Source organism: Saccharopolyspora hirsuta, assembly GCF_008630535.1.
Lineage (GTDB): Bacteria > Actinomycetota > Actinomycetes > Mycobacteriales > Pseudonocardiaceae > Saccharopolyspora > Saccharopolyspora hirsuta.
In genome coordinates this window covers 365,300-391,729 of the sequence record NZ_VWPH01000004.1, presented here as the reverse complement: position 1 = coordinate 391,729, position 26,430 = coordinate 365,300, and the positions used below count along the sequence as shown (strand labels likewise).

The window sequence follows — 26,430 nt, the reverse complement described above, 5'->3', positions numbered from 1 at the left end:
GACGTCACCACAAGGTGGATCCGCCTCCGCAGGGAACCGAGGCTCCTAAGGTCAAGTCTCGGTCACCACCAAAACCGAATCCTTCGGCACGTCAAGGTGACCGGTTCCTACCGCCAAAGCACAAGTCCGGCCACCGTCCGACCTAAGGACCAGTCCGAGGCCTCCTCCACGCCACGCAACCCCGCGCCCTCCGGCACACCAAGCGGTTCCTACGGCACAGGGCCAGGTCAGCGCTGTGCCGCCAGTTCGTCGGCGGGGTCGATCTGGTAGACCTGCTGGACCCAGCTGGGCTGGTAGAGCGAGTCGAGGTAGCGCTCGCCGAGGTCCGGGGCGATGGTCACCGCGGTGATGTCCGGTCCGGCGCCGTTGGCCGCCAGCCACTGGGTGGCGCCGCTGATCGCGGTGCCGGTGGAACCGCCGAACAGGAAGCCCCGGCGGGCCAGCCGGTGGCAGGTGCGCACCGTGTCGATCTCCTCCACCAGCACCACGTCGTCCACGAAGGACTCGTCGAGCAGCGCCGGGCGGACCCCGGTGCCCAGGCCGGGGATCATCCGCGGTGCCGCCGGGCCGCCGAAGGTGACCGAGCCGACCGCGTCGATCGCGACGATGCGCACGCCCGGGCGGAACCGCTTGAAGTAGCGGGCGCAGCCCATCAGCGTGCCGGTGGTGCCCGCGCCCACGAACAGCACGTCGAGGGTGGGGAAGGCCCGGTCGATCGAGGGCGCGGTGGTGCGGTAGTGCGCCGACCAGTTGTCCGGGTTGGCGTACTGGTTCAGCCACAGGTAGCGGTCGTCGTCCGCGCAGAGCTCCCGCACGTGGGCGATGCGGGCCGCCAGGTAGCCGCCCTCGGCGGCGGGCTCGGTGATGGTGTGCACCTGGGCGCCGAGGGTCTCCATCAGCTGCTTGGTCGCGAGGTTGCACCGCGAGTCCGTGACGCACACGAACTGGTAGCCCTTGCTGGCCGCGAGCACGCTCAGCGCCACCCCGAGGTTGCCGGACGAGGACTCGACCAGGATCGAGCCCGGTCGCAGCGCACCGGAGCGCTCCGCGGCGGCGATCATCGACTCGGCGGCCTTCAGCTTGATCGAACCGGCGAAGTTGAACCCCTCGCACTTCAGGTACAGCGGGACGCCGACGGAGGGCCGGAGGTCGACGTAGAGGTCGTCCTCGTTGAATTCGTGCGGCTGCGAGATGATGGGCACCGAGCTGTCTCCGTCTTGTCCGAAACGAACCTTCTTGCGGGTGCGCGGGGGTCGGCGTGGTCGGCGGTGCGGGCCGGACGCCGTTCTCCCAGCTGGGGGAGAACCGGTCGCGCGGGGCCGCGAGGTCCGCACGACCGGCATCCGGTGCCGTCAGCCGTAGCGGCGGAGCTCCGAGAAGAAGTCGGGCACCACGGTCGGCTCGCCGTGGGCCGTGACCTGGTCGTAGACGTACTTGCCCACCGCCAGGTCGAGCACGCCGAGGCCGAACGGGGAGAAGATCACCGGCCGGTCGCCGGGCACCTTCAGCTCACCGCTGAGCACGTCGTTGATCGTGCCGTCCAGGAAGTCCCGGTTGCCGGTCCGCTGCTCGGCCAGGTGCGGCGAGGTGTCGGCCTTCAGGCAGTGCTCCACGTCGTCGACCACGTTCACCGAGGACAGCACGATCTCCGGCGACAGGTCGCGCAGGGACACGTGCAGCACCAGCGGGTTGTGCTCGAACCACGCCGGGTCGTGCACGTGCGGCGTGCCCGCGATCGTCGCGAACACCACGAGGTCGGAGGAGCGGATCAGCGATTCGGCGCTGTCGTGCACCGAGATCGCCGGGCCGTCCTCGACCCGGTCCAAATAGGACTTGAAGCCCGCGGCGTGCTCGGCGGACAGGTCGTGCACGCCGATCTCGTCGAAGCTCCAGCCGGTGGCCCGCAGGTACTCGTGGACGTAGCGGGCGATGAGGCCGACGCCGATGAATCCGATGCGGCGCGGGCGGCCCCGGTCCCGGCTGAGGTGGTCGGCGGCCAGCGCGGCCGACGCCGCGGTGCGGGTGGCGCTGATGACCGAGCTCTCCAGGCAGGCGAACGGGTAGCCGGTGTCGTGGTCGTTGAGCACCAGCACCGCTGAGGCGCGCGGGATGCCCGCCGCGACGTTGTCCGGGAAGCTGGAGATCCACTTGATCCCGTCCACCGCCGCGTCGCCGCCGAGCGCGGCGGGCAGCGCGATGATCCGGGAGTTGGGCCGGTCGGGGAAGCGCAGGAAGTACGACGGCGGATTGACCGTTCGGCCCGCGCCGTGCAGCCGGTAGGCCTGCTCGACGATGTCCACGACCTGCTCGTGCCGCCCCTTGAGGGCGTCCTGCACCTGGGCCCCGGAGATGACGGTGAACGCCGGGACGTTGGCTGATTCAGACATGTTGCTCCGCTCGGTTCCAGTTGGGATCAGAACGACGACACCGTCGGCGAGCAGTCCGCCAGGCGGACCGGCTCACCCATGGCCACCAGCACCTCGCGCGCGCCCTCGTACGGCTCGCGGCTGTGCGCCTGCGCGATGTTGTCGACCAGCATCAGGTCCCCGGTCTGCCACGGCTCCCGCCGCGTGTGCTCCTCGTAGACCTTGTTGAGCAGCGCGATCACGTCGTCCCCGATCGGTGCGCCGCTGCCGTAGCGGCTGTTGAACGGCAGCCCGTCCGGGCCGAACTCCATCAGCAGGTAGTCGCGCACCTCGGGGTCGATCGTCCACTCGTTGAGGAACGCGACCTGGTTGAACCAGACCCGCGCGCCGGTCTTCGGGTGGGTGATGATCGCCGAGCGGCGCTGCTTGGTGCGCAGGCCGTCCATCTCGTCCCACTCGAACTCGATGGAGTTGTCCCGGCAGTAGCGCTCCACCTCGCCGCGGTCCTCGGTGCCGAAGGCCTCCTGCCACGGCACCCCGACCATCTCGTTGTAGTTGCGGACCAGCTGCCAGCCCTCCCGCTCGAAGCGCTCGACCAGGTCCGCGGGCAGCGCGTCCAGCACCGCCGCGGCGTCCGCGACACCGGTCACCCCGCCCGAGGTCGGCGCGCCGAGGCAGGCGAACACCATCAGGCCCGGGAACTCCAGCGTGTAGCTGAGCTCGTGGTGCATGCACATCGGCTGGTTCGGCGGCCACTTGGAGGACGAGTAGATGCCGTCCTCGTAGGTCCAGCGGCGGGCGAACGCCTCGCGCTCCGGCAGCAGCGGGGCGGCCAGATCCCGGGCCACCCGGCCGAATTCGGCGGCGTCGGCCAGCGGCAGGCCGCGCACCAGCAGCGCGCCGTGCTGGTCGACGAGCGACCGCAGCTGGTCGCGGTGCTCGGCCACCCAGGTCGCGGCCTCGGAAGCGCCGTCGACGCGCAGGACGGCCGGTTTGCCTGCGGCGAGGTGGACGTCGAGTTCGGACATGCTCGGTGCCTTTCGGGAGATCGGTGCGGTCAGCGGGCGGGGTGGACGGCGGTCGCCGCTTCGGCGGCGTGCGTGGCCAGGAAGTAGTGGCCACCGCCGGAGATCTCGTGCCGGTCGACGTGCTCGGCGACCACCTCCCAGCGGCGGTGGTCGGCCGACCCGGCGTCGTCGCGCGCGGAGACGACGGTCAGCGGGGCGGAGAGCCGTCGTGCCGGGGGAGCGGTCTGAAGGTCGACCAGGTACTGCGCGGCGATGCGCACGTCGTGCCGGTAGACCTCCGCGACGTTGGCGGCGTGCTCCGGGCGCAGCCGGTCGAGCTCGCGGAACGCGGCTTGAGCGCTGAGCCGCTGCTTGAGCTCGTCGGTCGACAGGCCGCTGACCTCGGCGATGTCGGCCTGCAGCACGTCGACCGGATCGAGGTCGCGAGCACCGACGAGCACCTGGTGCACGCGGGTGCCCTGCTCCTCCAGCTGCCGCGCGGCGTGCACCGCGAACGCGGCCCCCGCGGAGTGGCCCCACAGCGAGATCGTCTCCAGGCCGAGCTCGCCGATCTCGGCGACGACCTCCTTGACGGTCTGCTCCAGCCCGGCGAACGAACCCGCGTCCGCGCCGACGTCGTGCCCGGGCAGCTGCACCGCGTGCACGCTGATCCCGGTGGCCTGCAACGCCTGCGCGAACGCGTGGAAGTTGACCGGCCCGCCACCGGCGTAGGGGAACAGGACCAGCCCGTGCCGCGAACCGTCCGCGGTCGCCAGCCGCTGCAGGACGCCGGAGCGCTCCTCGGTGCGCCCGTCGATGATCGCGGCCAGGTCGGCGAGCACCGGCGACCCGGTCACGTCGCGGAGCGAGATCGTGCGGCCCAGCTTGAGGATCAGCTTGACCGCCGACAGCGAGGTGCCGCCGCGCTCGAAGAAGTCGGTGTCGCGCCCGATCTCGCCGACCGGCAGGTCGAGCACCTCCGCCCACTTCGCCGCGAGGTGCTGCTCGGTCGGCGTCCGCGGCGGCTGGTGGTCGGTCGCCGCGGACGCGCGCTCGGCGGCGAGCGCGGTCAGCGCCTTCTTGTCGGTCTTGCCGTTGCCGGTCAGCGGCAGCGCCTCGCAGTGGTGGAAGTGCTCGGGGACCATGTAGTGCGGCAGGCTGCGCCGCAGGAACTGCTTGAACTCGTCCGCGGTGAGCTCGTCGGCGCCGGTGTGGAAGGCGACCAGGTGCTTGCCGCCGCCAGCGTCCTCGGTGACCACCACCGCGCCGTCGCGCACCCCGGGCGCGCGCAGCAGCTGGTTCTCGATCTCGCCGATCTCGATGCGGAACCCGCGGATCTTGACCTGCGCGTCGCGGCGGCCCAGGAACTCGACCTTGCCCTCCGGCAGCCACCGGCCGAAGTCGCCGGACCGGTACAGCCGCTGGCCGGGCCGGTGCGGGTCGGTGCCGAACGCGGCGGCGGTGCGCTCCGGGTCGTTGATGTAGCCGCGGCCGACGCACACCCCGGAGAACACGATCTCGCCCGGTGCGCCGAGCGGGACCGGCTGCAGGTTCGGGTCCACGACGTACACCCGCGCGTTGTGCACCGGTGGGCCCAGCGGCACCCGGTCGCGGACCGGGACCTCGGTCATCACCTCGTGGTTGGTGTCGTCGGAGGTTTCGGTGAGGCCGTAGACGTTGGCCAGCTTCAGCCCGGGGTAGGCGGCGAACCAGCGCTGGGTCAGCTCCTTCTTCAGCGCCTCCCCGGTCACCGACACGCACTGCAGGTCCGGCAGCGGCCGCGGCGAGTCCTCCAGGTAGGTCAGCACGGCCTCCAGGTAGGAGGGCACCAGCTGCGCGATCTGCACGCGGTGCTCGGTGATCTTGTCCACGAACCGCTGCACGTCCAGGATCACGTCCTGCTCGACCAGCACCGTCCGGCCGCCGACCAGCAGCGCGCTGACCAGCTGCCACAGCGAGATGTCGAAGCACTGCGGGGCGGTCTCGCTGACCACGGCCCCCTCGGCGATCCCGAGGTCGTGGATCTTGGCGAAGAGGTGGTTGAGCATCCCGGCGTGCTCGCACATCGCGCCCTTGGGCTCCCCGGTGGAGCCCGAGGTGAAGTACACGTAGGCGAGCTGGTCGGCGTCGACCGGGACCTGCGGGTCGGTGGTGTCGCCGTCGACGTCGCTCAGCTGCAGCACCTCGGCGGTGACCTCGGCGAGGTCGAGGTTCGCGGTGCGGCCGGGTTCGGCCAGCACGTAACGGCATTCGCTGCGGCGCAGGGTCCGGGCGATCCGCTCGGCCGGGAAGTCCGGCTCCACCGGCAGGTAGCAGCCACCGGCCTTGAACACGCCCAGCACGGACGCCATCCAGTCCAGGTTTCGATCGGTCACCACCGCGACGACGTCCTCGCGCCGCAGGCCGCGCGCGAGCAGCGCGTGCGCGATCTGGTTGGCGCGCTCGTTGAGCTGCCGGTAGGTCCACGACCGGTCCTGGTACACCGCGGCGATCGCGTCGGGGTGGCGGCGGACGCGCTCCTCGAACAGCTCGTGCACGCGCTTGTCGGGCAGCTCGCGCTCCGGCCCCGCCAGGTCGTCGAGCTGGAAGCGGCGTTCTTCTTCGGACAGCAGCGTGCTTTCGGCGTGCGCCGCGTCGAGGTCGGCGGCCATCAGGTCCAGCGCGGCCAGGTAGTAGCCGCCCATCCGCTGCACCTGGTCCGCGCTGAGGCGATCGGCGCGGTACCGCAGCGCCAGCCGGTTCGTACCGGCGTCGAAGCCCACCCGCAGCGCGAAGTCCCCGACCTCACCGGCGGTTCCGGTGAGGTCGAGGACGGTGTCGAACAGCTCGGCGGGATCCTGGTCCAGCTCGGCGGGGAGGTTCGCGCGGATCTCGTTCTCGGTGCGCCGCGCGCGGTGCACCAGGTCCCGCCACGAACCGGCGGGCAGCGCCAGCGAGCACGGCACCGGCGACTCGGCGAGGTAACCGGTGACCACGTGCTCCTCACCGGTGACCGCGGCCAGCACCTTCACGTGCGCTGCGAGCACGACGGTCCCGACCGGCACGCCCAAGGCATCGGCGGTCGCCCGGAGCGCCGCCTCGGGCAGCTCGCGCTCGTGCACCTCGGCGCCCGACCGCGGCTCGGCGTCGAGGTGGTGCCAGTGGGGGATCGGCGTGCAGGCACCGCTCTCCAGCGTTCTGGACCAGAATGCGCGCTGCTGCGCGGACGACCGGTTCAACCGAGGATCTCCCTCCACTCAGGACTGGCCAGCCGACGCTAGCCGCGCAGCCTTTCGCCGCTTTATCGGAACTGTTTCGCGGCCGGTCAGTCGAGGACGTAGCCGTCGGCGGTGCGGTGCCGCCGCGACGTGCGGAAGTCGGCCAGCGAGAAGCTGCGCTGCAACCACCGGTCGCGGCCGTCGTAGCGCGGCTCGAACGCGGTCCGGCCGTGCACCGTGACCCGGTTGTCCACGATGGCCATCGAGCCCGGCGTGAGGTAGTGGGTGTGCGCGTTGTCGGCGAACAGCTTCTGCAGCTCGTCCATGGCCGCGCGGGCCCGCTCGGTCAGCGGTTCGGTCGCCGAGAAGTCGATCTGCAGGTCGGGGTCCTCGGGCGCCCCGGTCAGCGCGGCGTGCGGCGCCGCGTCGCCGGAGGTGGCCCCGAAGGACGGCGGCGGCGCGGTGACGAACTCGGCGCTGAACAGCGCTTCCCGCGCCGGGCCGGTGAGCAGGTCGAGCACCTGCCGGATGCACGCGGTGCGGAGCCCGGCGATGCCCTCGTGGTCGGCGCGCAGGCAGGACAGCATCACGAAGTCCGGCCGGTGCGGGTGGAAGGCGTTCTCGGTGTGGAACGACAGCAGCACCGAACCGGCGTTGCCCTGGAACTCCTCCTTGCCCGGCACCGGGACCACGTCCTGCACCAGCGCCCCGGACTTCTCCGGCCGGAACGAGGCCGGGTCGCCGAGCCCGGCGGCGAACATCATCAGCACCGCGGCGGGCACGGTGGCGGTGCGCTGCACCGAGCCGTCCCGGGTCGGGGTGTCCGGCACACCGTCGGGTCCCAGCGGCAACCCGCTGACCACGAGGGCGCCGGTGGTGCCGGTGTCGCGGCGGAACCGGCGGATGGTGGTGCGCACCGAGGCGGGCAGGTGCTCCCACGCCTCGCGCGCGGCCGAGACCCAGGCGGCGTCGTCGACCCTGCCGCCGGCGACGGGGAGCAGGTCGAGCGCGACCCGCTCGATCTCCCGCGCGACGGGCGGTTCGATCTCCGCGGTCTGCGGCGGGACCTCCACGCGGACTGCCATCGACATGATCCACCTCCGGTTCGGCAACGCTCGCCGGTCGGCACTTCGCGGCGACGCGCCAGCGAACCTAGGCAGGCCGCGTTTTGGGTCGATATCGAATCCTTTTCCGATATTGAGCCGATAAGCCCGCCACCTACGCTCCGGCGGCGGAAACCGCAGTGTCCCCGGGGGTGGTCGTGTTGGACGTGAATCAGCAAGGGCTTCCGAGGCCCCGCCGCGCCGCACGCCGCCGACCGGGCGGGCCGGTGTCATGACGGCGGCGGTCGAGGTCGAGGGGCTGGTCAAGGAGTTCGGCGACCGCCGGGTGGTCGACGGCGTGGACCTGACCATCCCGGAGGGCACCGTGCTCGGCCTGCTGGGCCCCAACGGCGCGGGCAAGACCACCACCGTCCGGATGCTGTCCACGCTGATCCGGCCGGACGGCGGCCGGGTCCGCATCGGCGGCTACGACCTGGTGAAGCAGGCCACCCAGGTGCGCAGGCTGATCGGCCTGACCGGTCAGTACGCCTCGGTGGACGAGGGCATCTCGGGGCGGGAGAACCTGTACATGATCGCCCGGCTGCTGGACTTCCCGCGCCGCCGCGCCCGCGAGCGGGTCGACGAGCTGCTGGAGCAGTTCGACCTGGTCGACGCGGCGGCGCGGCCCGCGGGCAAGTACTCCGGCGGGATGCGGCGGCGGCTGGACCTGGCCGCGAGCATGGTCGGCGACCCGGCGCTGCTGTACCTGGACGAGCCGACCACCGGCCTGGACCCGCGCAGCCGCAACAACCTGTGGGACGCCGTGCGCGACCTGGTGGAGGAGGGCACCACGGTGCTGCTCACCACGCAGTACATGGAGGAAGCCGAGGCGTTGGCGGATTCGATCATCGTGATGGACAAGGGGCGGGTGATCGCCTCCGGCACCAGCGGTGAGCTCCGCTCCCGGGTGGGCGGGCAGGTGCTGCGCATCCGCACCGCCCGGCGGGAGCACCTGGACGAGCTGGTCCGCAGGCTGTCCGGGATGCGCGTCCGCAACTTCCGGGTGGACCAGGAGAACCGGCTGGTGTCGGTGCCGATCGTCAACGAGGCCGAGCTGACCGGGATGGTCCAGGTGCTGGCCGCGTCCCGGCTGCCGATCGCCGGGCTGGACACCCACCTGCCGAGCCTCGACGAGGTGTTCCTGACGCTGACCGACCAGCCGCGCGAATCCGACCCGGACGCGACGGTCGTGCTGCGGAGGGTGTTCTGATGGCCGCACCCGTCGGAGGCCAGCCGCCCCGCCGCTCCCCGGTGCCGCCCGGCCGCCCGGGGCCGCCCCGCCCCGGCCCGCCGCCCAGGTCCGGCCCACCACCGGCGAACGCCCAGCCGCCCCGTCGGCGGCCCGAGCCGCGCCCGCCGCGCCGGGCGGCGCCGGAACCCCCGCCCCCGCCGGAGAAGCCGTCGCGGATGCGCGCGGTCTCCGGTCGCGTCGGCCCGCGCGCCGCGCTCCGGCACACCGGCGCCATCGCCCGGCGGAACCTGCTGCAGGTGGTGCACGACCGGGGCGCGATCCTGGACGCCACCCTGATGCCGATGATCTTCACCCTGATCTTCGTGTACGTCTTCGGCGGCGCCATCGCCGACGACCAGGGCGACTACAAGCAGTACCTGCTGCCCGGGATCATGGTGCAGACGGTGTCGTTCGCCTCCCGGCTCACCGGGGTGACGCTGAACGTGGACGCCAGCCGCGGGGTGATGGACCGCCTGCGCGCGCTGCCGATCGCGCGGTCGGCGGTGCTGTCCGCGCGGATCTCCGCGGACATGTGCCGGATGCTGCTCGGCCAGCTGGTGATGTTCGGGTTCGCGCTGATCATCGGGTTCCGGGTGCAGACCGACGTGCTGTCCGCGCTCGCCGCGATCGGGGTGCTGCTGGCCTACGGGTTCGCGCTGTGCTGGATCTCGGCGTTCATCGGGCTGGCGCTCAAGAGCCCGGAGACGGTGCAGTCGGTGGGCTTCATCTGGACGATCCCGCTGCAGTTCGGCAGCTCCATGTTCGTGCCGCTGGACACGATGCCCGGCTGGTTGCGCGCGTTCGCCCAGGTGAACCCGACGACGCTGGTCACCGACACCTGCCGGAACCTGTTCCTGGGCGGCCCGGTGGCCCCGTCGGCGCTCGGCGCGTTCCTGTGGATCGGCGGCATCCTGCTGGTCTTCGCGCCGCTGTCGGTGTGGAAGTACCGGCGCTACACCTGACCGCCAGGTCTGTCAGCACTGAGAAGAGGAGGACCACGTGGCGCCAGCCATCCGACTGTTCTGCTTCCCGCACGCCGGTGGCGGGACGGCGGCGTACCGACCGTGGGTGGGCGCGCTGGGCCCGGAGATCGAGGTGGTGCCCGTGCCGCTGCCCGGGCGCGAGGCGCGCATCGCCGAGCCCGCGCACGAGCGCATGGACACCTTGGCCGAGCAGGTCACCCGGGAGCTCGCGCCGTCCTTCGACCGGCCGTACGCCTTCTTCGGGCACAGCATGGGCGCCGGGCTGGCCTGGGAGGTCGCCCGCCGGTCGGCGCCGCTGGGCGTGATCGCCTCGGCCCGGCGCGCCCCGCAGCTGCCGACCCGCCGCCGCCTGGTGTCGGAGCTGCCCGACGACCAGTTCGTCGCGACGCTGCGCCAGCTCGAAGGAACACCCCAGGCGGTGCTGGACGAACCGGAGCTGGTGGAGCTGCTGCTGCCGACCCTGCGGGCGGACTTCGCGCTCAGCGAGACGTTCCGCGCCCCGGCGGGCGTGAAGCTGCACTGCCCGCTGGTGGCGATGGCGGGCGAGGACGATTCCGAAGTGGACAGCGACGAGCTCGCGGCCTGGCAGGACGCGACGACCGGACCGTTCCGGTCCCGCTGGTTCGCCGGAGGCCACTTCTACCTGGCGAGCGGAGCCCCCGAAGTCCTCGCCGAGGTGCGAGCAGCGGTCCTGGAGTTCGCCGACCGCGCGAACCTGATCCGCAACCCCTGACGCCGCGACCGGATCAGCAGCCGCTTTCCGCGCGCCACCGGTGGCCCGGGAGGAACCGCACGTCGTACTCCTGCGGCACGGTGGCGAACTCGTGCGGCTCGGGCACCACCGGCTCGGCAGCCCGAGTTCGTCGGTGGGAGCGCCGGGGTTCTCGAAGAACCGCTCGAAGGTGGTGCCCGGCCCGGCGGCCACACCCACGATCTGGCTGTGGTGGCGCTCGATCCGGTAGGCGTGCGGGCAGTTCTTCGGCACGAAGCCGACTCCCACGTTCCCGCGCTCCAAACCGAACAGTAGATTCTCATTATTCGATAAACAATTCTCGTATACTTGTTGCGCGGGCCTTGTTCGCCGGTGTTGGCGTGCATACCTTCTCTTTCATCGTGAGCACCGTTGCTCATATAACGAGAAACAGGAGTCGACGATGCACGCTGAGGAGATCGCGCTGTCGGCGGACCCGCCGTTGACCGGCTTTCGCGTCCTGGAGCTCGGCAACTTCATCGCCGCGCCGTTCGCGAGCCGGATCTTCGCCGACTTCGGCGCCGAGGTGGTCAAGGTCGAGCGGCCCGGGGTCGGTGACGAGCTGCGGGGGTGGCGGCGCAGTCGCGGCGCGACCTCGATGATGTTCCGCACCATCGCCCGCAACAAGAAGTCGCTCACCCTGGACCTGCGCACCGACGAGGGGCGCGAGCTGGTCCTGGACCTGGTGCGGGAGTCCGATGTGGTCATCGAGAACTTCCGGCCGGGCACCCTCGAGCGCTGGGGCCTCGGCTGCGACCAGCTCGCGCGCGCCAACCCCGACGTGGTCGTGGTGCGCATCTCCGGCTACGGCCAGACCGGCCCCTACCGGGACCGCGCCGGGTTCGGCGGGGTGGCCGAGGCGTTCGCCGGGCTGCGGCAGGTCACCGGGCACGCCGATCGCGCCCCGGTCCGCCCGGCCGCTCCGATCGGCGACGCCCTGGCCGGGCTCTACGGCGCGATCAGCGCGTTGATGCTGCTGCTGGCCCGCGTCACCGGTCGCCCGCGCGAGGGCCCGCGAGTCGCCGACGTCGCGCTCTACGAATCGGTGTTCATGGCGATGGAGTCGCTGGTCCCGGACATGGACGCCTACGGCACGGTCCGGCGGCGCACTGCGGGCAACCTGCCCGGGGTGGTGCCGAGCGGGGTCTACCCGACCTCCGACGGCCAGTCGGTGGTGATCGCCGGGAACTCCAGCGGCACCTTCGCCCGGCTGATGACCGCGATCGGTCGCGCGGACCTGGCCGAGGACCCCGCCCTGGCCGACGGTGATGCGCGGTTCGCCCGCGCGACCGAGCTGGACGAGGCGATCAGCGACTGGACGTCCCGGCACACCGCCCCGGACGCGGTGGAGGTCCTGAGCGCCGCCGGAGTCCCGACCGGTCCCGTCCACGACGCCGCCGCCATCGCCGCGGACCCGCATTTCGCCGCGCGGGACATGCTCCGCCCGCTCAAGGTCACCGTCGAGGACGAGCCCGAGGAGATCCGATTCCCCGGTGTGGTGCCGAGGATTCCCGGTGCTCCGGGCGATGTCCGCTGGGCGGGCCCGGAACTCGGCGAGCACACCGAGGAAGTGCTGGCGGGGGTGCTCGGGCTGAGCCCGGGCGAGATCGCCGGGCTGCGCGGGAGAGGTGTCATCTGATGCCCCAGCAGGTGCAGATCACCGACGTCGTGCTGCGCGACGGGTTGCAGGACGAGCCGGTGGTGGTTTCCGTGGCCGACCGCGTGCGGATCGCTGAGGCGCTGGTGGCCGCCGGGCTGCGCCGGATCGAGGCGGCGTCGTTCGTCAACCCCGCGCGAGTGCCGCAGATGGCCGGTGCGGAGGAGCTCGTCGCCGCGCTGCCGTCCGGTGCCCGGTGGAGCGCGCTGGCGCTCAACCGGCGCGGTGTCGAGCGTGCTGTGGCCGCCGGGGTGACCGACGTGTGCCTGGTCGTCTCCGCGGCGGAGGGCCACAGCCGGGCCAACGCCGGTCGCGGCGTGCACGAGGCGCTGGCCGACCTCGACGGGGTCGTCGCCGACAACCCGCGGATCCGCTTCACGGGCGGCATCGCGACCGCGTTCGTCTGCCCCTTCGACGGTGAGATCTCCCCGGAACGGCTGGCCGAGGTCGCCACCGCCTACGCCGCCATCGGCGTCACGCGGCTCGGCCTCGCCGACACCCTCGGCACGGCCGAACCGCAGCACGTCGGCCGGTCGATCGGGGCGGTCCGCGAGGCCGTGCCGGAGGCGGTGGTCGGCCTGCACCTGCACAACGCCCTCGGCCAGGCGCTGCGCACCGTCGACATCGCCCTGGACCTGGGCATCACCCGCTTCGACGCCGCCGTCGGCGGTTACGGCGGTTGCCCGTTCGCGCCGGGGGCGCACGGGAACATCGCCACCGAAACCCTCGTCGACCACCTCCACGCGCGCGGGGTCGACACCGGCATCGACCGCGTCCGCCTCGGCGAGGCCGTCGCCGTCGTGCGGGAAGCGCTGCGCCGCGGAAGTCCCATCGGCTGACGGGAATCCGCGTCCGGCCGCCTCCGGGCGGCGCACCACACCTCCGCTGCGATTCCTCTTCACCGGCCGACGGCGGCCGGTTCCCCTGGGAGACAACGATGTCCACCATTCCCAACAGCGACGCGACCCCGAGATCGGGCACACCCGCCGACGCTCCTCCTGCCCGGACCCCGCGCCTGCTCCGGGGCGCGCCCCTCGCCGGGCTGCCGCCGCTGGTCTACCTGGTCGGTGCGGTGACGGTGCTGGCCGCAGCGCTGACCGACACGCTGCCGACCTCCCTGCTGTCCGGCTTCGCGGTCACGATGCTGGTCGGCGGCGCGCTGATGTGGGCCGGTCAGCAGGTGCCGGTGCTGCGCGACTACGGCCTGCCCACCGTCCTGTGCACCTTCGTGCCCGCGATCCTCCTGTTCGGCGGCCTGTTCCCGCAGGTAGCCGCGCACGTCGTGACGAGCTTCGTCGAGGACGGCGGCTTCGTCGACTTCCTCGTCATCACCATCATCGCGGGCAGCATCCTCGGGATGCCCCGCGCGCTGCTGCTCAAGGCCGGGCCGCGCTTCGCCGTTCCGCTGCTGGGCTGCCTGGCGCTGACCTTCGCGATCGTCGGCGCGCTCGGCGCCGCGCTGGGATTCGGCTTCGTGCCGGGAATCCTGCTGGTGGCCGCCCCGATCATGGCCGGTGGGCTGGGCATCGGCGCCATCCCGATGTCGCAGATGTACGCCGGGGCCACCGGCGGCAACGCCGACGTCTTCATGGGCCAGCTGATGTCCGCCGTCGTCGTCGCCAACATCCTCTGCATCCTCATCGCCGGTGTCTACAACGGACTCGGCAGGCGGCAGAAGCAGCTGTTCGCCGGGTTCAACGGGCACGGGCAGCTCATGCGGATCCGGCGGCGCGACGTCGAGATCGACACCGCGCCGACCCGGGACGGCACGACCTACGTCGCGCTCGGCCAGGGCCTGCTCATCGCGGGCGTGCTGTTCGTGCTGGGCGAGCTGCTCGGCGGCCTGCTGCCGTTCCTGCACCCCTACGCCTGGACCATCATCGCCGCGGCGGTCGTCAAGATCGGCGGCCTGCTGCCCGAGCACCTCGAGGAGGCCAGCACCGACTGGGGGCGGATGGCCACCACCTTGTTCGTGCCCGCCCTGCTGGTCTCGGTCAGCCTCACCTACATCGACATTGGCGACGTCCTCGCCGCGGTCAGCGACCCGCTGTTCCTGGTCCTGACCGCAGCGACCGTGCTCAGCGCCACGCTGACCTCGGGGGTGCTGGGCTGGCTGGTCAAGTTCTACTTCGTCGAGGCCGCCATCACCCCGGGGCTGGTCATGGCCGACACCGGTGGCAGCGGCGACGTCTCGGTGCTGTCGGCGGCGAACCGGATGCACCTCATGCCCTTCGCCGCCCTGACCAACCGGCTCGGCGGTGCGGTGGTGCTCTTCGCGACCTCGATGGTCGCGCCGCTGCTGCCGCTGTTCCACTGACCGCACGACGGAGGAGGGGGCCGTGCGCCGAACCTCGGCGGGATCGCTCGGGACCTCGTTCTACGCTGGGGCGGTGACGACCGATCCGCTCGCGGGAGCCGAACGCAGGCCGGTCCCGCGCTCAACCGGCGTTGGCGTCCTGGACCGGGTCATGGCCGTCCTCGACGCGGTCGAGATCCGCCGGATGACCGCCTCCGAGCTCGCGCGCCACCTGGGCCTGTCGGTCCCGACCGCGCACCGGCTGGTCGGTTCCATGATGGCGCACGGCCTGCTCAGCAGGGACGGGGACGGCCGCCTCCAGCTCGGGGTGCGGTTCTCCTCGCCCCACCTCGAACAGCTCTGCACGCCGGTGCTGACCGACCTGCAGCGCAAGACCGGCGAGACGACGCAGATCTGGGTCAGGCGGGGCGAGCACCGCCTCTGCCTGGCCAGCGTCGACTCCGCCGCGGAGCTGAGGGCGTCCGTCCCGGTCGGCACGCTCCTGCCGCTGGACGTGGGCGGGTCCGCCGCGCAAGTCCTGACCGACGCCGCAGCCTCGCGGGGATGGGTCGAGAGCATCTCCCACCGCACCCCGGGATTGTGCTCCGTCAGCGCGCCCATCCGCCGCTCCTCCGGCGAAACCGTGGCCGCCATCTGCCTGTCGGCCCCGGTGTTCCGCGTCGGTGAGGAGGGTCCGGGAGCGCGCTACGGCGAGGACGTCCTGGCCGCCGCGGCACAGCTCTCGGACGCGCTCCAGCGCACCTGACGGCGGCACCGCCCGGGTTCTGGCGTCACCCACACGGATGAGGCCGGGCTGCTCTTGCCCCGGTGGCCCGCTGGTCGGAGAGTGGACGGTTCCAGGCGCGGGACGGGGGTCGTCATGAGCACATCCGCACAGCACCCGCTCGAGTCCTTGTACCAGGCCCGCGACGCGCTCCAGGCCGCGGTCCACCGAGTGCAGCAGCAGGTGCCCGACCAGATCGGCGACGACCTGGGCTGCTACGCCGCGGTGAACACCTCGATCCTGCACGAGTTCCGGACGCTGGTGAGCGTTCTGACCGAGCAGACCCAGGACGCGAGGAGCCCGGCGGTGCGCGCGGCCCACCGCGAACTGCACGAGGTCGTCGCCCTGTTCGACCAGATCTCCGCCTACGTCCAGCTCCACCAGCCGACCATCGACGCCCTGCGCTCGCCCGCGCACCAGCCGACCCCCGCAGGGGGAAGTGCGGCGGGCGTCGAAGGCACGGTGGCACCGGCCTGACCCGCCGCGCTCGCACGTCCCCGGGCTCCGCCACGCCGCGCTGACCCCCCGCGGTGGACGGGCTCGCCACGCTGGCGCGCCTCGTGCGCCGGGCCGGGGTCGGTCGGCTCGCGCGCGCGGCCGGGCACGGGCTGCGCGACGTCGCGCGCCCTCGCCAAGCGGACGCCGCACCACGTGCCCATCGTCGGGCCGCCCGGTTCGACGGCGATGATGAGCACTCCCGGCGCGGAGGAGGCGTGCGCCGCGCTGGCCGGGCGCTGGCCGGCCAGCTCGACTTCCTCGCGCACGTGCTGGATCCGGCGTGGTCGCGGCGCCGGGGTTCCCGGGGGAGCAGGCCCTCCATATTTTCATAACGTGTGTTGTGCAAAGGTGCGGTGCTGGATACGGTGCCTGCACCGAGCGGAGAACGGTGGGAGGACACCGAGTTGGTCGACGTGGGGTACGCGGAAGCGGTGTACGGCGAGGTCTCCGTGCTGGTCGGGGCCAACCGGGGCACCTACCCGTTCGGCAATTCGCTGCTGGTGCGCGGCACCGACGCCGCGCTGGTCGTCGACCCGTCGCTGTCGCTGGTCGAAGCGGCGCCACCAGCGGACGTGGTCCTGGTCAGCCACGCGCACGAGGACCACATCGCCGGGCTCGGGAGCTACGCCGACGTGCCCGTCCACGTCCACGAAGCGGACAGCGCCGCCCTGCGCTCCCGCGAGGCCCTGGTCGCCGGGTTCGGGCTCCCGGCCGACGCCGCTGCCAGCACGGACGAGAAGCTGCGGGACCACTTCCACGTCCACGGGCGTCCGGACGCGGTGAGCTTCGACGACGGTGCCGTGTTCGACCTCGGCGGGCGCACCGCGACCGTCGTGCACCTGCCCGGGCACACGGCGGGCCACTGCGGATTCCTGGTCGAGCCGGACGGTTTCCTGTTCATCGCGGACGTCGACCTGACCTCGTTCGGCCCGTACTACGGAGACGTCAGCAGCAGCCTCGCGGACTTCGAGTCGTCCATGAGGCGGTGCCGGGAGATCGACGCCCGCTGGTACGGAACCTCCCACCAGAAGGGCGTGATCGAGGGAGCCGACGAGTTCCGCAAGCGCCTCGACGGCTACGCCGGGGTGGTGCAGCGGCGGGACGAGACGCTCCTGGCGCTCCTCGACGAACCCCGGACCGTCGCGGACATCGTCGCCCACCGCCTGGTCTACCGCCCGCACGTCGAGGGCGCGCACGTGGAACCGGTCGAGCGCAGAACGGCGGAGCGCCACCTGGACCGCCTGCTCGCCAAGGGCCTGGTAGCGGAGGTCGAGCCGGGCCGCTTCCGCACGACGTAGCAGGTCGGCTCCAGCCATTCGACGAGCTGACGACCTTCTTCCGCGACGACTGAGGTTGCTGTACACGGCGGAGCCCGGCTCGGCGTCCGCCCACGTCGCCACTGGAGGCTCCGTCGAGAACGACGCAGTTTCGATTGAAATTGCAGCACACCCAAGCCGACCACCCACCGCTTTGAACCCGAACCCAGCCCAGCACCCAACGGCACCTCTCCTCGCCAACCCCACCCAGTACCACCACCGATCCCCAAACGCAGAAACCACCGGCCTTCGAATCAGCTCGCCGTCGTCGAGAGGACGCCTCCGGCGTGGTTCGCAGCGGCACGCTCCTTCTTCAGCAGGATCACAAGAGGGAGGAAGTAGAGCCCCGCGACGCAGGTACCCACCAGGACCGGGCCGGTCGCACCCAGGGCGGTCTCCAGCGCGAACCCCGCGATCCACGACCCGACGGCGGTGCCCAGGTTGAACGACGACGTGATCAGCGCCGAGGCTAGCGTGGGCGCCTGGTCGGCGTAGCGGACCGCCGCGCCGATCAGGACCGGGTTGGTGGACATGCCGAACAGTCCGAGGAGGACGATGCGCACGATCGTCGTGAAATGGTCGTGGGACAACAGGAACAGGGATCCGAGAACGAGGAACGTCATCGTCGCCGAGACGAAGAGCATCGTGAACGGGCGGTGCCCGCCGAGTCGGCCGCCGAGGTTGGAGCCCACGAACGCGCCCAGGCCGTAGCCGACGAGGACGAGCGACCATGCGGTGGACGAGGAACGCGCCGAGCAGCGCGATGGCGGCGAGAGCCCAGAAGGGGCCGCGCCAGCCGATGGCCTGACCGGCGAACGCGCCGAGCGGCACACCGATGACGTTGGCGAGCATGCCGCCGCCCAGCACCCCGCCGAGCGCGCGAGGCCGCAGGGACCGCCGCCTTCGCCCCGACGACCGCTGCGACCGCCCAGAAGGCTCCGGTGGCCAGCGCGGTGACGAATCGCGCGCCGAGGACGAGCGTCACCGGTCGACGGCGCCGGGTTGCCTCTAGCATTCCGGTGTTCACAGCGCACGACAGCTGATGCAGGAGGTGGTGCTGTCGTGAGCAGGCAGCCGGACGTGACGCTCGCGCAGCTGCGCTACTTCGTCGAGGCGGCGTCGGCGCTGAGCATGACCAAGGCGGCGGAGGAGCTCCGGGTGGCCCAGTCGGCGGTGTCGGCGGCGGTCGCCCAGCTGGAACGCCAGGTGGGGACGCCGCTGTTCATCCGCCAGCACGCCCGCGGGCTCGTGCTGACGGCCGCGGGCGAGGAGATGCTGCGCGACGTGCGCGGCCTGCTCGCGCACGTCGGCGAGGTCCTGGACGCGGCGCGCGGCCGCGGGGACGACGTGCGGGGCCGGATCAAGCTGGCCTGCATGGTCACCCTCGTGCCGTTCGTGCTGCCCGACCTCCTCGCGGAGCTGAGCGGGAAGTTCCCCGCACTCGAGGTCGAGGTGCTCGAGCTCGAGGCCGCCGCGGTCAGCGCCGCGCTGCGCAGCGGCGCGGCCGAGGTCGCCGTGACCTACGACCTGGGCCTCGGGCCGGGGGTGGCGCGCGAGGTGATCGCCGAGGCCCCGCCGTACGTGGTCCTGCCGTCGAGGCACCGGCTCGCGGACCAGCCGGAGGTGCGGTTGAGCGATCTCGCCGACGAACCGATGGTGCTGCTGGACCTCCCGCACAGCCGCGAGTACTTCCGCGAGCTGCTGGCGACGGCCGGGGCGCCGCCGCGGATCGCCTACCGGTCAGGCAACGTCGAGGCGGTGCGCGGAATGGTCGCGCGGGGCCTCGGTTTCTCCCTGCTGAACCAGCGGCCGGTGCTGGACGGGACCTACAGCGGGGGTTCCGTCGAGGGGCGTCCCATCGCCGACGACGTCCCGTCGCTGTCGGTGGTGGTGGCGTGGATGGAGTCGGTGCGGCGCACCGCGCGGGCCCGAGCGGTCACCGACAGCGCCCGCGAGGTCGTCAGCCGGCTCCGCTCGGCGACCGGCCGTTTGGCGCAGCGACGTCGCTCCCGGTCCTGATTCTCGCGCGCCGCAACAGTTCTCGGCCTCCGGGGCGCTCGGCGTGCTGCATCAGCAAATCCGATGCATTGGACAAGTTATCTCTGTTTGCCCGATGTGCCCCGGGCCGCTTAGCGTCGCCCCACGAACAGCCGCCGACGGTTCGGGGGCCGTTCCCGACAGGGGCGCCGGAGCGCGGGCCTGTCGTCTTCTCGCGATGACCCGCTGGAGGTCCCCGTGTCCGATCCCACCGCACGCTCCGCCGCGGACGCCGCGCTCGACGCGGTCGTCCGGGCCGATCCCGCCTCGCTGCGCCGGAGCGTGGCCGCCGGCGCGATCGGCGTCTTCGTCCACTGGTTCGACTGGGCCGTCTACGCCTACCTCGCCACCACCATCGCGACGGTGTTCTTCCCGGCCGAGAACGAGGTCGCGGGCGTGCTGTCGGTGTTCGCCGTGTTCGCGGTCTCGTTCGGCATCCGCCCGCTCGGCGCGCTGGTGTTCGGGCCGCTCGGCGACCGCATCGGTCGGCGGCGCACGCTGTCCGTCGTCATCATCGTCATGTCGCTCGCGACGCTGGTGATCGGCCTGCTGCCCGGCTACGGGACGATCGGGATCGCCGCCCCGATCCTGCTGGTGGCGGTCCGCCTGGTGCAGGGCTTCGCCGCCGGTGGCGAGTTCGGCAGCGCCGCCAGCTTCCTGGCCGAGCACTCGCCCCGGGCGCGGCGCGGCTTCGGCGTGAGCTGGCTCGAAGTCGGGTCGCTGCTCGGCTTCCTCGCCGGGTCGTTCGCCTTCTACCTGCTCACGGCCCTGCTCACGCCCGAGCAGATCACCGGGTGGGGGTGGCGGATCCCGTTCCTGATCGCGGCGCCGATGGGCGTCATCGGCTACGTGATCCGGACGAAGATCGAGGACACGCCGGAGTACCGGGCGCTGGAGGCGACCGGCTCGGTGCCGCGCAGCCCGGTCGCCGAGCTCTTCCGCGCGAACGCGCGGCAGCTGCTGCAGGCCGCCGGTCTGATGACGATGATGCACGTGCTGTTCTACGCGGTGCTCACCTACCTGGTGAACTACCAGACCGAGCACCTGGGGCACTCCGCCGAGAGCGCCGCGCTGCTGTCGACGTTCGCCTCCCTGCTCGGGCTGGTCCTGGTTCCCGCGTTCGGCCGCCTGTCCGACCGGGTCGGCCGCAAACCCGTCATGGTCGGGGCCGCCCTCGCCCTGCTGGTAGTCGCCACACCCGCTTACCTGCTGATGCAGACCGGGATGGTCGGCACCGTCGTCGCGGCGCTGGGGCTGGCCGTGATCCTCTCGGCGATCCTCGGCACCCACGCGGTGTGGGCCGCCGAGATCTTCCCGACGCGCACCCGGCAGGGCGGGCTGTCGATCGCCTACAACATCACCGCCGCGCTGTTCGCCGGCACGGTGCCGTTCTTCATGACGGTGCTCATCTCCGCCACCGGCAGCCTCCTGGTCCCCGGCCCCTACCTGATGGTGGCCGCCGCGATCGGGCTGGTGGCCGCCCTGAGCATGCGCGAGACGGCCGGGAGCAGCCTGCTCCAGGCGCAGGACCTGGGCGCCGCTCCGGCGGACCGGCTGGCGAAAACCGTTGGGAGGACGTCGTGATTCGTGGAACGGAGGGTGAGATGTCGCATGAGGAGACCGAGGTCCTCGTGGTCGGCGCCGGGCAGGCCGGTGTCGCGATGAGCGAGCACCTGGGCGCGCGCGGGATCCCGCACCTGGTGCTGGAGCGCGATCGCATCGCCGAGCGCTGGCGCACCGCGCGCTGGGACTCGCTGGTGGCGAACGGACCGGCCTGGCACGACCGCTTCCCGGGGATGCTGTTCGCGGGTGTGGACCCCGACGGCTTCGCGTCGAAGGACCAGGTCGCGGACTACTTCGTCGCGTACGCGGAGAAGATCGGCGCGCCGATCCGCTGCGGCGTGGACGTGCGGAGCGTGCGGAAGAACGTCGGGCGTCCCGGCTTCCACGTGGTGACCTCGGAGGGGACGATCGACGCGCGCCACGTCGTGGCGGCGACCGGGCCGTTCCAGAAACCGGTCATCCCCCCGGTCGTTCCCGAGAGCGCGGACCTGGTCCAGCTCCACTCCAGCTCGTACCGCAACCCGCAGCAGCTGCCCGAGGGCGCGGTCCTCGTGGTCGGGGCGGGGTCGTCGGGCGTCCAGATCGCCGACGAGCTGCGCCGCTCCGGCCGGGAGGTCTACCTGTCGGTCGGCCCGCACGACCGGCCGCCGCGCCGGTACCGGGGCCGGGACTTCTGCTGGTGGCTCGGCGTGCTCAACAAGTGGGACGCAGCAGCGCCACCGCGCGGAGCCGAGCACGTCACGATCGCGGTGAGCGGGGCGAACGGCGGCCGGACGGTGGACTTCCGGGCGCTGGCGGCGGAAGGCATCACCCTCGTCGGCATGACCCGCGCGTTCGAGGACGGCCGGATGCGCTTCGCCCCGGACCTGCGCGACAACATCGCGCGCGGCGACGCCAACTACCTGGCGATGCTCGACGAAGCCGACGCCTACGTCGCGCGCAACGGGCTCGACCTCCCCGAGGAACCGGAGGCCCGCACCTTCGGGCCGGACCCGGACTGCGTGGTCGACCCGCTCGTCGAGCTCGACCTCGCCGGCGCCGGGGTCACCGCGATCGTCTGGGCGACCGGCTTCGCCACCGACTACAGCTGGCTGCAGGTCGACGCCTTCGACGACGACGGCCGACCGCGGCACGCGCGCGGCGTGTCCGCCGAACCCGGGGTCTACTTCCTCGGGCTGCCCTGGCAGTCGCGCCGCGGATCGAGCTTCATCTGGGGCGTCTGGCACGACGCCGCGTACGTGGCCGAGCACATCTCGATCCAGCGCAGCTACCTGGCCCACCACGCCGAATCCACCACGATCACCGGAGCCGCCTGATGCCCACCCACACCCGCATCCGCCCGTTCAACACCCGGGACACCTACCCGGAGCAGAACCTCGACAACGACCTGTGCCAGGCCGTCGTCGCCGGGAACACCGTCTACGTCCGCGGCCAGATCGGCCAGGACCTGGACACCAGCGAATCGGTCGGGATCGGCGACGCCGGGGCGCAGGCCGAGCAGGCGATGGCCAACATCGACCTGCTGCTGCGCGAGGCGGGCAGCCGGATGGAGCACCTGGTCAAGCTGACCATCTACCTGGTCGACCCGCGCTACCGCGAGGTCGTCTACCGGACAGTGGGGCGCTGGACCCGGGGCGTGCACCCGATCTCCACCGGGGTCGTGGTCTCCGCGCTGGCCCGCCCGGAGTGGTTGTGCGAGATCGACGCCATCGCCGTGATCCCGGAGGACGACAGGTGACCTTCTCCATCGCAGCCCGGCAGGACGGGCGGTTCGGCCTGGCCGTCAGCTCCTCCAGCCCGGCGGTGGCGGCCCGCTGCACGCACCTGCGGCCGGGCATCGGCGCGGCCGCTTCGCAGAACGTGACCGACCCCCGGCTGGGCGGGCGCGTCCTCGACCGCCTGGCGGTCCACGGCGACGCCGCACGTGCCCTGGCGGAGGTCGGCGAGGGGGCCACGGATCTGGACTACCGCCAGCTGACCGCGATCGGGCCGACCGGCCCGGCGGCGTGGTTCAGCGGGAAGCACACGCTCGGCACGCACGGCGCCGCGGTCGGCGCGCACTCCGTGGCGGCCGGAAACCTGCTCTCCAGCACTGAGGTGCCGACGATCATGGTCGACGCCTTCGAGACGGCGACGGGCGAGTTCGAGGAGCGGCTGCTCGCCGCGCTGCGGGCCGGGCTCGACGCGGGAGGTGAGGCGGGACCGGTGCACTCGGCCGGGCTCGCCGTGGTGTCCGATGTGGAGTGGCCGGTGACCGACCTCCGGGTCGACTGGGCCGAGGCGCCGATCGACGACCTGACCCGAGCGCTGGAGATCTGGCTGCCGCAGCGCGACGACTACGTCCGGCGCGGGCTGCAGCCCTCGACCGCGCCGTCGTACGGCGTCCCCGGCGACGAGTAGGAGGAAGGATGCGCACCCGCGAGAAGGCAGCAGTTCGCGCCGCGGTGGACCGGGCGGCCGACGAGCTGGTCGAGCTGTCCACGGCGCTGCACGCCCGGCCCGAGACCGCTTGGGAGGAGCACCACGCCGCCGCGACGGTCCCGGAGCTGCTCGACCGTCGCGGGTTCACCGTGACCTCGGCCTACCTGGGACTGGAGACCGCGTTCCTGGCCCGGTACGGCTCGGGGCCGCTGCGGATCGCGCTGTGCGCCGAGTACGACGCGCTGCCGGGACTCGGGCACGCCTGCGGGCACAACCTGATCGCCGCGTCGTCGGTGGGCGCCGCGCTCGGTCTGGCGGAGGTGGCCGACGAGCTCGGCCTGACCGTCGAGGTGTACGGCACCCCGGCCGAGGAGGGCGGTGGCGGCAAGATCGAGATGCTGGACCGCGGTGCGTTCCGCGACGTCGACCTGGCGATGATGGTCCACCCGGCGCCGGTCGACGTCGCGGAGGCCCGGCCGTTCGCGGTCAGCCACTCCCGGATCTCCTACCGCGGCCGGTCCGCGCACGCGGCGGCGTACCCCGAGGACGGGGTGAACGCGGCGGACGCGTTCACCGTCGCGCAGGTCGCCATCGGCCTGCTGCGCCAGCAGCTCCCGCCGAGCTCGCGGGTGCACGGGGTCGTCACCGCGGCGGGCTCGGCGCCCAACGCGATCCCCGAGGCCTCCTCGGGGCGGTGGTACGTGCGCGCGGAGAGCCTCGCCGAGCTGGCCGAGATCGAACCGAAGGTGATGCGGTGCTTCGAGGCGGGCGCCCTCGCCACCGGCTGCACGCTGGAGGTCGAGGCGGAGAGCAAGCCCTACGCGGAGTTCCGCACCGACACCCGCACCCTGGAGCACTACCGGGCCAACGCCCTGGACCTGGGCCGCGAGTTCGCCCCGGACGGACTCGCCGGGCGGATGAACCGCGCGTCCACCGACATGGGCAACGTGTCCCAGGTCGTCCCGGCCATCCACCCCTACATCGGCATCGGCTCCCTCCCGGCCACCAACCACCAGCGCGAGTTCGCCGCGCACTGCGTCGGCCAGCAGGCCGAGCGAGCACTCCTCGACGGGGCGATCGCCCTGGCCTGGACCGGGGTCGACCGGGCGCACGACGAGACCCGGCCGTGAGGGTCAGTCCTCCGGGCGGGTCGGGACCGGGGTGCCGTCGCGCAGCTCCGGTTCGCGGAGGCGGAAGATCTCCTCGAACTCGCGCATCCGCGCTGCCCGGTACGCCGCGACGCCGTCGGCGTCGTAGCGGTAGAAGCCGGTGCCGTCCTGCAGACCCCGGCGGTGGGCCGACATGTTCTGCTCGATCACGTCCGGGTGCTGGAAGCGCTCGCCGAGCTGCGCCGCCAGGTAGCGGGACGCGTAGTAGAGGATGTCGCCGCCGCCCCAGTCGATGAACTCCAGCGGGCCGAGCACCGCGAACCGCGGTCCGAGCCCGGCGCGCACCGCCAGGTCGATGTCCGCGGCGCTGGCCACGCCCTCCTCGACCATGCGGGCGGCCTCGTTCATCACCAGCGCCTGCAACCGCGGCACGATGTAGCCCGCCGAGGCCCCGCACACCACCGGGACCTTGCCGATGCGCTCGAGCAGCCCGGTCAGCCGGGACACCGCGTCCGGGTCGGTGTCCTCGCTGCGGCTGACCTCGACCAGCGGCATCAGGTCGGCGGGGTTCAGCCAGTGGGCGTTGACCACCCGGCCCGGCCGGTCGACCAGCTCGGCGATCTCGGTGACCAGGAACGTCGAGGTGGTCGAGGCGATCACCGCGGACTCGCCGACCTGGGTGCACACCCAGGCCAGCACCTCCCGCTTCACCTCGATGACCTCGGGCACCGCCTCGAACACCACGGCCGCGTCGGCCAGGCGGGCCGTTTCCCGGCCGCACACCGTCAATCCCGCCAGTGCCGCGTCGTCGCCGAGCTTGGCGCGCAGCTGCTCGGCCAAGCGCTCGCGGACGCGGTCGCAGTAGGCGCGGCGCTCCTCATCGGTGCGTTCCTTGACATCGGCCAGCACCACCGGCATGCCCGCCGCCAAGCAGGCCAGCGCGATTCCCTCGCCCATCCGGCCAGCGCCGACCACCGCGATCTCGTCGGTCACGACTCGAACCCCTCCCGCAGCAGCTGCGCCAGCTCGTCCCGGGACAGCTCCGCCAGTCCCAGGCCCTCCAACGTGCGCCCCTCGGCGTAGAGGTCGCGGCCGGTCACCGCCGAGGCGATGCTCAGCAGGCCGAGCGCGACCGGCGTCGGCACCCCCGCCCACCGGCCGACCGACACCAGCAGGGACAGGCCCAGCCGGGTGTCCTCCAGCATGTAGCGGTGGCCGAGCAGGTCGATCTTCTCCCGCCAGTCACCGCTGTCGGTCAGCTTCTCGTGCGCGGCGCGGCCGTACATCCACTCCTCGCCGTCGGTGGCGTAGTGGTCGGCCAGCGGGAAGTGCGGGGCGCGGTAGCCGAGCGCCTCCCGCAGCGCGATGCGCTCGGCGTCCAGCGCGTCGGTGACCCGGCGGATCGACGGCTGGGTGCCCTCGTTGTGGATGTCCCAGGCGTCGAAGTGCTCCAGCGGCCCGGCGTTCATCAGGATCAGCGGCGGGTGGATGATCGGCCCGGCGTTCATCAGCGCCCCGCTGAGCCCGTCCTCGGCGGTCTCGATGCTCGGGTAGGCCTCGCGCAGCACGCGGAACGCGTTGTCCGCCAAGCGGTTCGGGAACACCCCGGTCGGCAGGCGGGTCGCGTACCCGCTGACCACCACCTCGGTGCCGCCGTGCTTGCGGGCCAGGTACGGCAGCGTGCCGGTTTCGGCGAACGCGACCTCGGCGGAGTTGCCCGCGTCGGCCATCGCCCTGGCGAACAGCACCGAGCCGAGCGTGCCCGGCGGCAGGAAGACCACCTGGCCGTCGGCGAGCAGCGGTGCCAGCCGCGCGGCCAGGTCCTGGTGGGTGGTCGAGGGCAGCGGGATGACGACCAGCGCGGCCCCGCGCACCGCCTCGGCGAGGTCGGTGACCGGCCGGAGGGTGTCGCCCACCGGCACCTGCCGGGTGCCGCGGTGGTCGCGGATGGTGATGGCACCTGCCGCGCGGAGCGCTTGGTGCGCCTCCGCGTCGCGCCGCCACCACCGCACGTCGTGGCCGTGCTCCGCGAGCTCCGCCGCTGCGGCCCAACAACCGTGCCCGCCTCCGAGGACTGCGATTCTCAACTCGTCGAACCCTTCTCGTGTCCG

The 26,430-nt window shown here is 72.4% G+C and carries 22 protein-coding genes and 2 pseudogenes; 15 read left to right on the top strand and 9 right to left on the bottom strand.

Going from position 1 to position 26,430, the window contains the following annotated elements; translation table 11 throughout:
• Nucleotides 1-227: 227 nt before the first annotated feature.
• From sbnA to F1721_RS10270, 5 genes are all read right to left on the bottom strand, one after another.
• Nucleotides 228-1,202, bottom strand: coding sequence for a 2,3-diaminopropionate biosynthesis protein SbnA (gene sbnA / locus F1721_RS10290; protein WP_150066364.1), 975 nt, complete (start codon nt 1,200-1,202; stop codon nt 228-230).
• 150 nt (nt 1,203-1,352) lie between these two features.
• Complete coding sequence (gene sbnB / locus F1721_RS10285) at nt 1,353-2,387, bottom strand: 2,3-diaminopropionate biosynthesis protein SbnB (protein WP_150066363.1); 1,035 nt, start codon at nt 2,385-2,387, stop codon at nt 1,353-1,355.
• A 26-nt stretch (nt 2,388-2,413) separates the two neighbouring features.
• Nucleotides 2,414-3,394, bottom strand: coding sequence for a TauD/TfdA family dioxygenase (locus F1721_RS10280; RefSeq protein ID WP_150066362.1), 981 nt, complete (start codon nt 3,392-3,394; stop codon nt 2,414-2,416).
• Between the two features lie 29 nt (nt 3,395-3,423).
• Nucleotides 3,424-6,591 (bottom strand): non-ribosomal peptide synthetase, encoded by a 3,168-nt coding sequence (locus F1721_RS10275; protein ID WP_150066361.1) that lies wholly within the window; start codon nt 6,589-6,591, stop codon nt 3,424-3,426.
• 86 nt (nt 6,592-6,677) lie between these two features.
• A complete protein-coding gene (locus tag F1721_RS10270) occupies nt 6,678-7,661 on the bottom strand; it encodes a clavaminate synthase family protein (protein ID WP_150066360.1) in 984 nt (327 codons plus the stop codon).
• Between the two features lie 244 nt (nt 7,662-7,905).
• Between F1721_RS10270 and F1721_RS10265 the strand changes: the two genes are divergently transcribed.
• The 9 genes from F1721_RS10265 to F1721_RS10220 all read left to right on the top strand — a co-directional run bounded on the left by F1721_RS10265 (nt 7,906) and on the right by F1721_RS10220 (nt 17,171).
• Entirely contained in the window at nt 7,906-8,883 is a 978-nt protein-coding gene (locus tag F1721_RS10265; protein WP_150066359.1) for an ATP-binding cassette domain-containing protein, read from the top strand.
• Nucleotides 8,883-9,866, top strand: coding sequence for an ABC transporter permease (locus F1721_RS10260; RefSeq protein ID WP_246154612.1), 984 nt, complete (start codon nt 8,883-8,885; stop codon nt 9,864-9,866). The genes F1721_RS10265 and F1721_RS10260 overlap by 1 nt, the downstream gene beginning before the upstream one ends.
• 37 nt (nt 9,867-9,903) lie before the next feature.
• Nucleotides 9,904-10,620 carry a thioesterase II family protein gene (locus F1721_RS10255; RefSeq protein ID WP_211840404.1) on the top strand — a complete coding sequence of 239 codons (717 nt, stop codon included), beginning with the start codon at nt 9,904-9,906 and terminating at the stop codon, nt 10,618-10,620.
• 421 nt (nt 10,621-11,041) lie between these two features.
• A complete protein-coding gene (locus tag F1721_RS10245) occupies nt 11,042-12,277 on the top strand; it encodes a CaiB/BaiF CoA transferase family protein (protein ID WP_150066358.1) in 1,236 nt (411 codons plus the stop codon).
• Nucleotides 12,277-13,134, top strand: a complete 858-nt coding sequence (locus F1721_RS10240) for a hydroxymethylglutaryl-CoA lyase (RefSeq protein WP_150066357.1) — start codon at nt 12,277-12,279, stop codon at nt 13,132-13,134. The genes F1721_RS10245 and F1721_RS10240 overlap by 1 nt, the downstream gene beginning before the upstream one ends.
• 98 nt (nt 13,135-13,232) lie before the next feature.
• Complete coding sequence (locus F1721_RS10235) at nt 13,233-14,612, top strand: 2-hydroxycarboxylate transporter family protein (RefSeq protein WP_150066356.1); 1,380 nt, start codon at nt 13,233-13,235, stop codon at nt 14,610-14,612.
• A gap of 73 nt (nt 14,613-14,685) precedes the next feature.
• Nucleotides 14,686-15,357 (top strand): IclR family transcriptional regulator, encoded by a 672-nt coding sequence (locus F1721_RS10230; protein ID WP_246154604.1) that lies wholly within the window; start codon nt 14,686-14,688, stop codon nt 15,355-15,357.
• A gap of 114 nt (nt 15,358-15,471) precedes the next feature.
• A complete protein-coding gene (locus tag F1721_RS10225; RefSeq protein WP_150066355.1) occupies nt 15,472-15,852 on the top strand; it encodes a hypothetical protein in 381 nt (126 codons plus the stop codon).
• 434 nt (nt 15,853-16,286) lie between these two features.
• On the top strand, nt 16,287-17,171 hold the full coding sequence (locus F1721_RS10220; protein ID WP_246154645.1) for an MBL fold metallo-hydrolase: 885 nt from the start codon (nt 16,287-16,289) through the stop codon (nt 17,169-17,171).
• A 272-nt stretch (nt 17,172-17,443) separates the two neighbouring features.
• Here the strand turns inward: F1721_RS10220 and F1721_RS10215 are convergent.
• Together F1721_RS10215 and F1721_RS35610 are read right to left on the bottom strand one after the other, a co-directional pair.
• Nucleotides 17,444-17,917 (bottom strand): annotated as a pseudogene (locus F1721_RS10215) (MFS transporter); the annotation flags it as partial.
• Between the two features lie 19 nt (nt 17,918-17,936).
• Nucleotides 17,937-18,041: pseudogene (locus tag F1721_RS35610) on the bottom strand (hypothetical protein); the annotation flags it as partial.
• Between the two features lie 210 nt (nt 18,042-18,251).
• Between F1721_RS35610 and F1721_RS10210 the strand changes: the two are divergent.
• The 6 genes from F1721_RS10210 (at nt 18,252) to F1721_RS10185 (ending at nt 24,340) form a co-directional block, all read left to right on the top strand.
• Complete coding sequence (locus F1721_RS10210) at nt 18,252-19,208, top strand: LysR family transcriptional regulator (RefSeq protein WP_150066353.1); 957 nt, start codon at nt 18,252-18,254, stop codon at nt 19,206-19,208.
• Nucleotides 19,209-19,424: 216 nt separating this feature from the next.
• Complete coding sequence (locus tag F1721_RS10205) at nt 19,425-20,810, top strand: MFS transporter (RefSeq protein ID WP_150066352.1); 1,386 nt, start codon at nt 19,425-19,427, stop codon at nt 20,808-20,810.
• A gap of 20 nt (nt 20,811-20,830) precedes the next feature.
• Nucleotides 20,831-22,105: a flavin-containing monooxygenase gene (locus F1721_RS10200; RefSeq protein ID WP_150066351.1), complete on the top strand. Its 1,275-nt coding sequence runs from the start codon at nt 20,831-20,833 to the stop codon at nt 22,103-22,105.
• On the top strand, nt 22,105-22,527 hold the full coding sequence (locus F1721_RS10195; protein ID WP_150066350.1) for a RidA family protein: 423 nt from the start codon (nt 22,105-22,107) through the stop codon (nt 22,525-22,527). The genes F1721_RS10200 and F1721_RS10195 overlap by 1 nt, the downstream gene beginning before the upstream one ends.
• Nucleotides 22,524-23,189 carry a DUF1028 domain-containing protein gene (locus tag F1721_RS10190; protein WP_150066349.1) on the top strand — a complete coding sequence of 222 codons (666 nt, stop codon included), beginning with the start codon at nt 22,524-22,526 and terminating at the stop codon, nt 23,187-23,189. Before F1721_RS10195 ends, F1721_RS10190 begins: the two co-directional genes overlap by 4 nt.
• An 8-nt stretch (nt 23,190-23,197) precedes the next feature.
• Nucleotides 23,198-24,340 (top strand): M20 family metallopeptidase, encoded by a 1,143-nt coding sequence (locus tag F1721_RS10185; RefSeq protein WP_150066348.1) that lies wholly within the window; start codon nt 23,198-23,200, stop codon nt 24,338-24,340.
• A 3-nt stretch (nt 24,341-24,343) separates the two neighbouring features.
• Here the strand turns inward: F1721_RS10185 and F1721_RS10180 are convergent, their stop codons facing one another.
• Both F1721_RS10180 and F1721_RS10175 read right to left on the bottom strand, forming a co-directional pair.
• Nucleotides 24,344-25,312: a 3-hydroxyacyl-CoA dehydrogenase NAD-binding domain-containing protein gene (locus F1721_RS10180; RefSeq protein ID WP_150066347.1), complete on the bottom strand. Its 969-nt coding sequence runs from the start codon at nt 25,310-25,312 to the stop codon at nt 24,344-24,346.
• A complete protein-coding gene (locus F1721_RS10175; RefSeq protein ID WP_150066346.1) occupies nt 25,309-26,406 on the bottom strand; it encodes an NAD/NADP-dependent octopine/nopaline dehydrogenase family protein in 1,098 nt (365 codons plus the stop codon). The genes F1721_RS10180 and F1721_RS10175 overlap by 4 nt, the downstream gene beginning before the upstream one ends.
• Between the last annotated feature and the right edge of the window lie 24 nt (nt 26,407-26,430).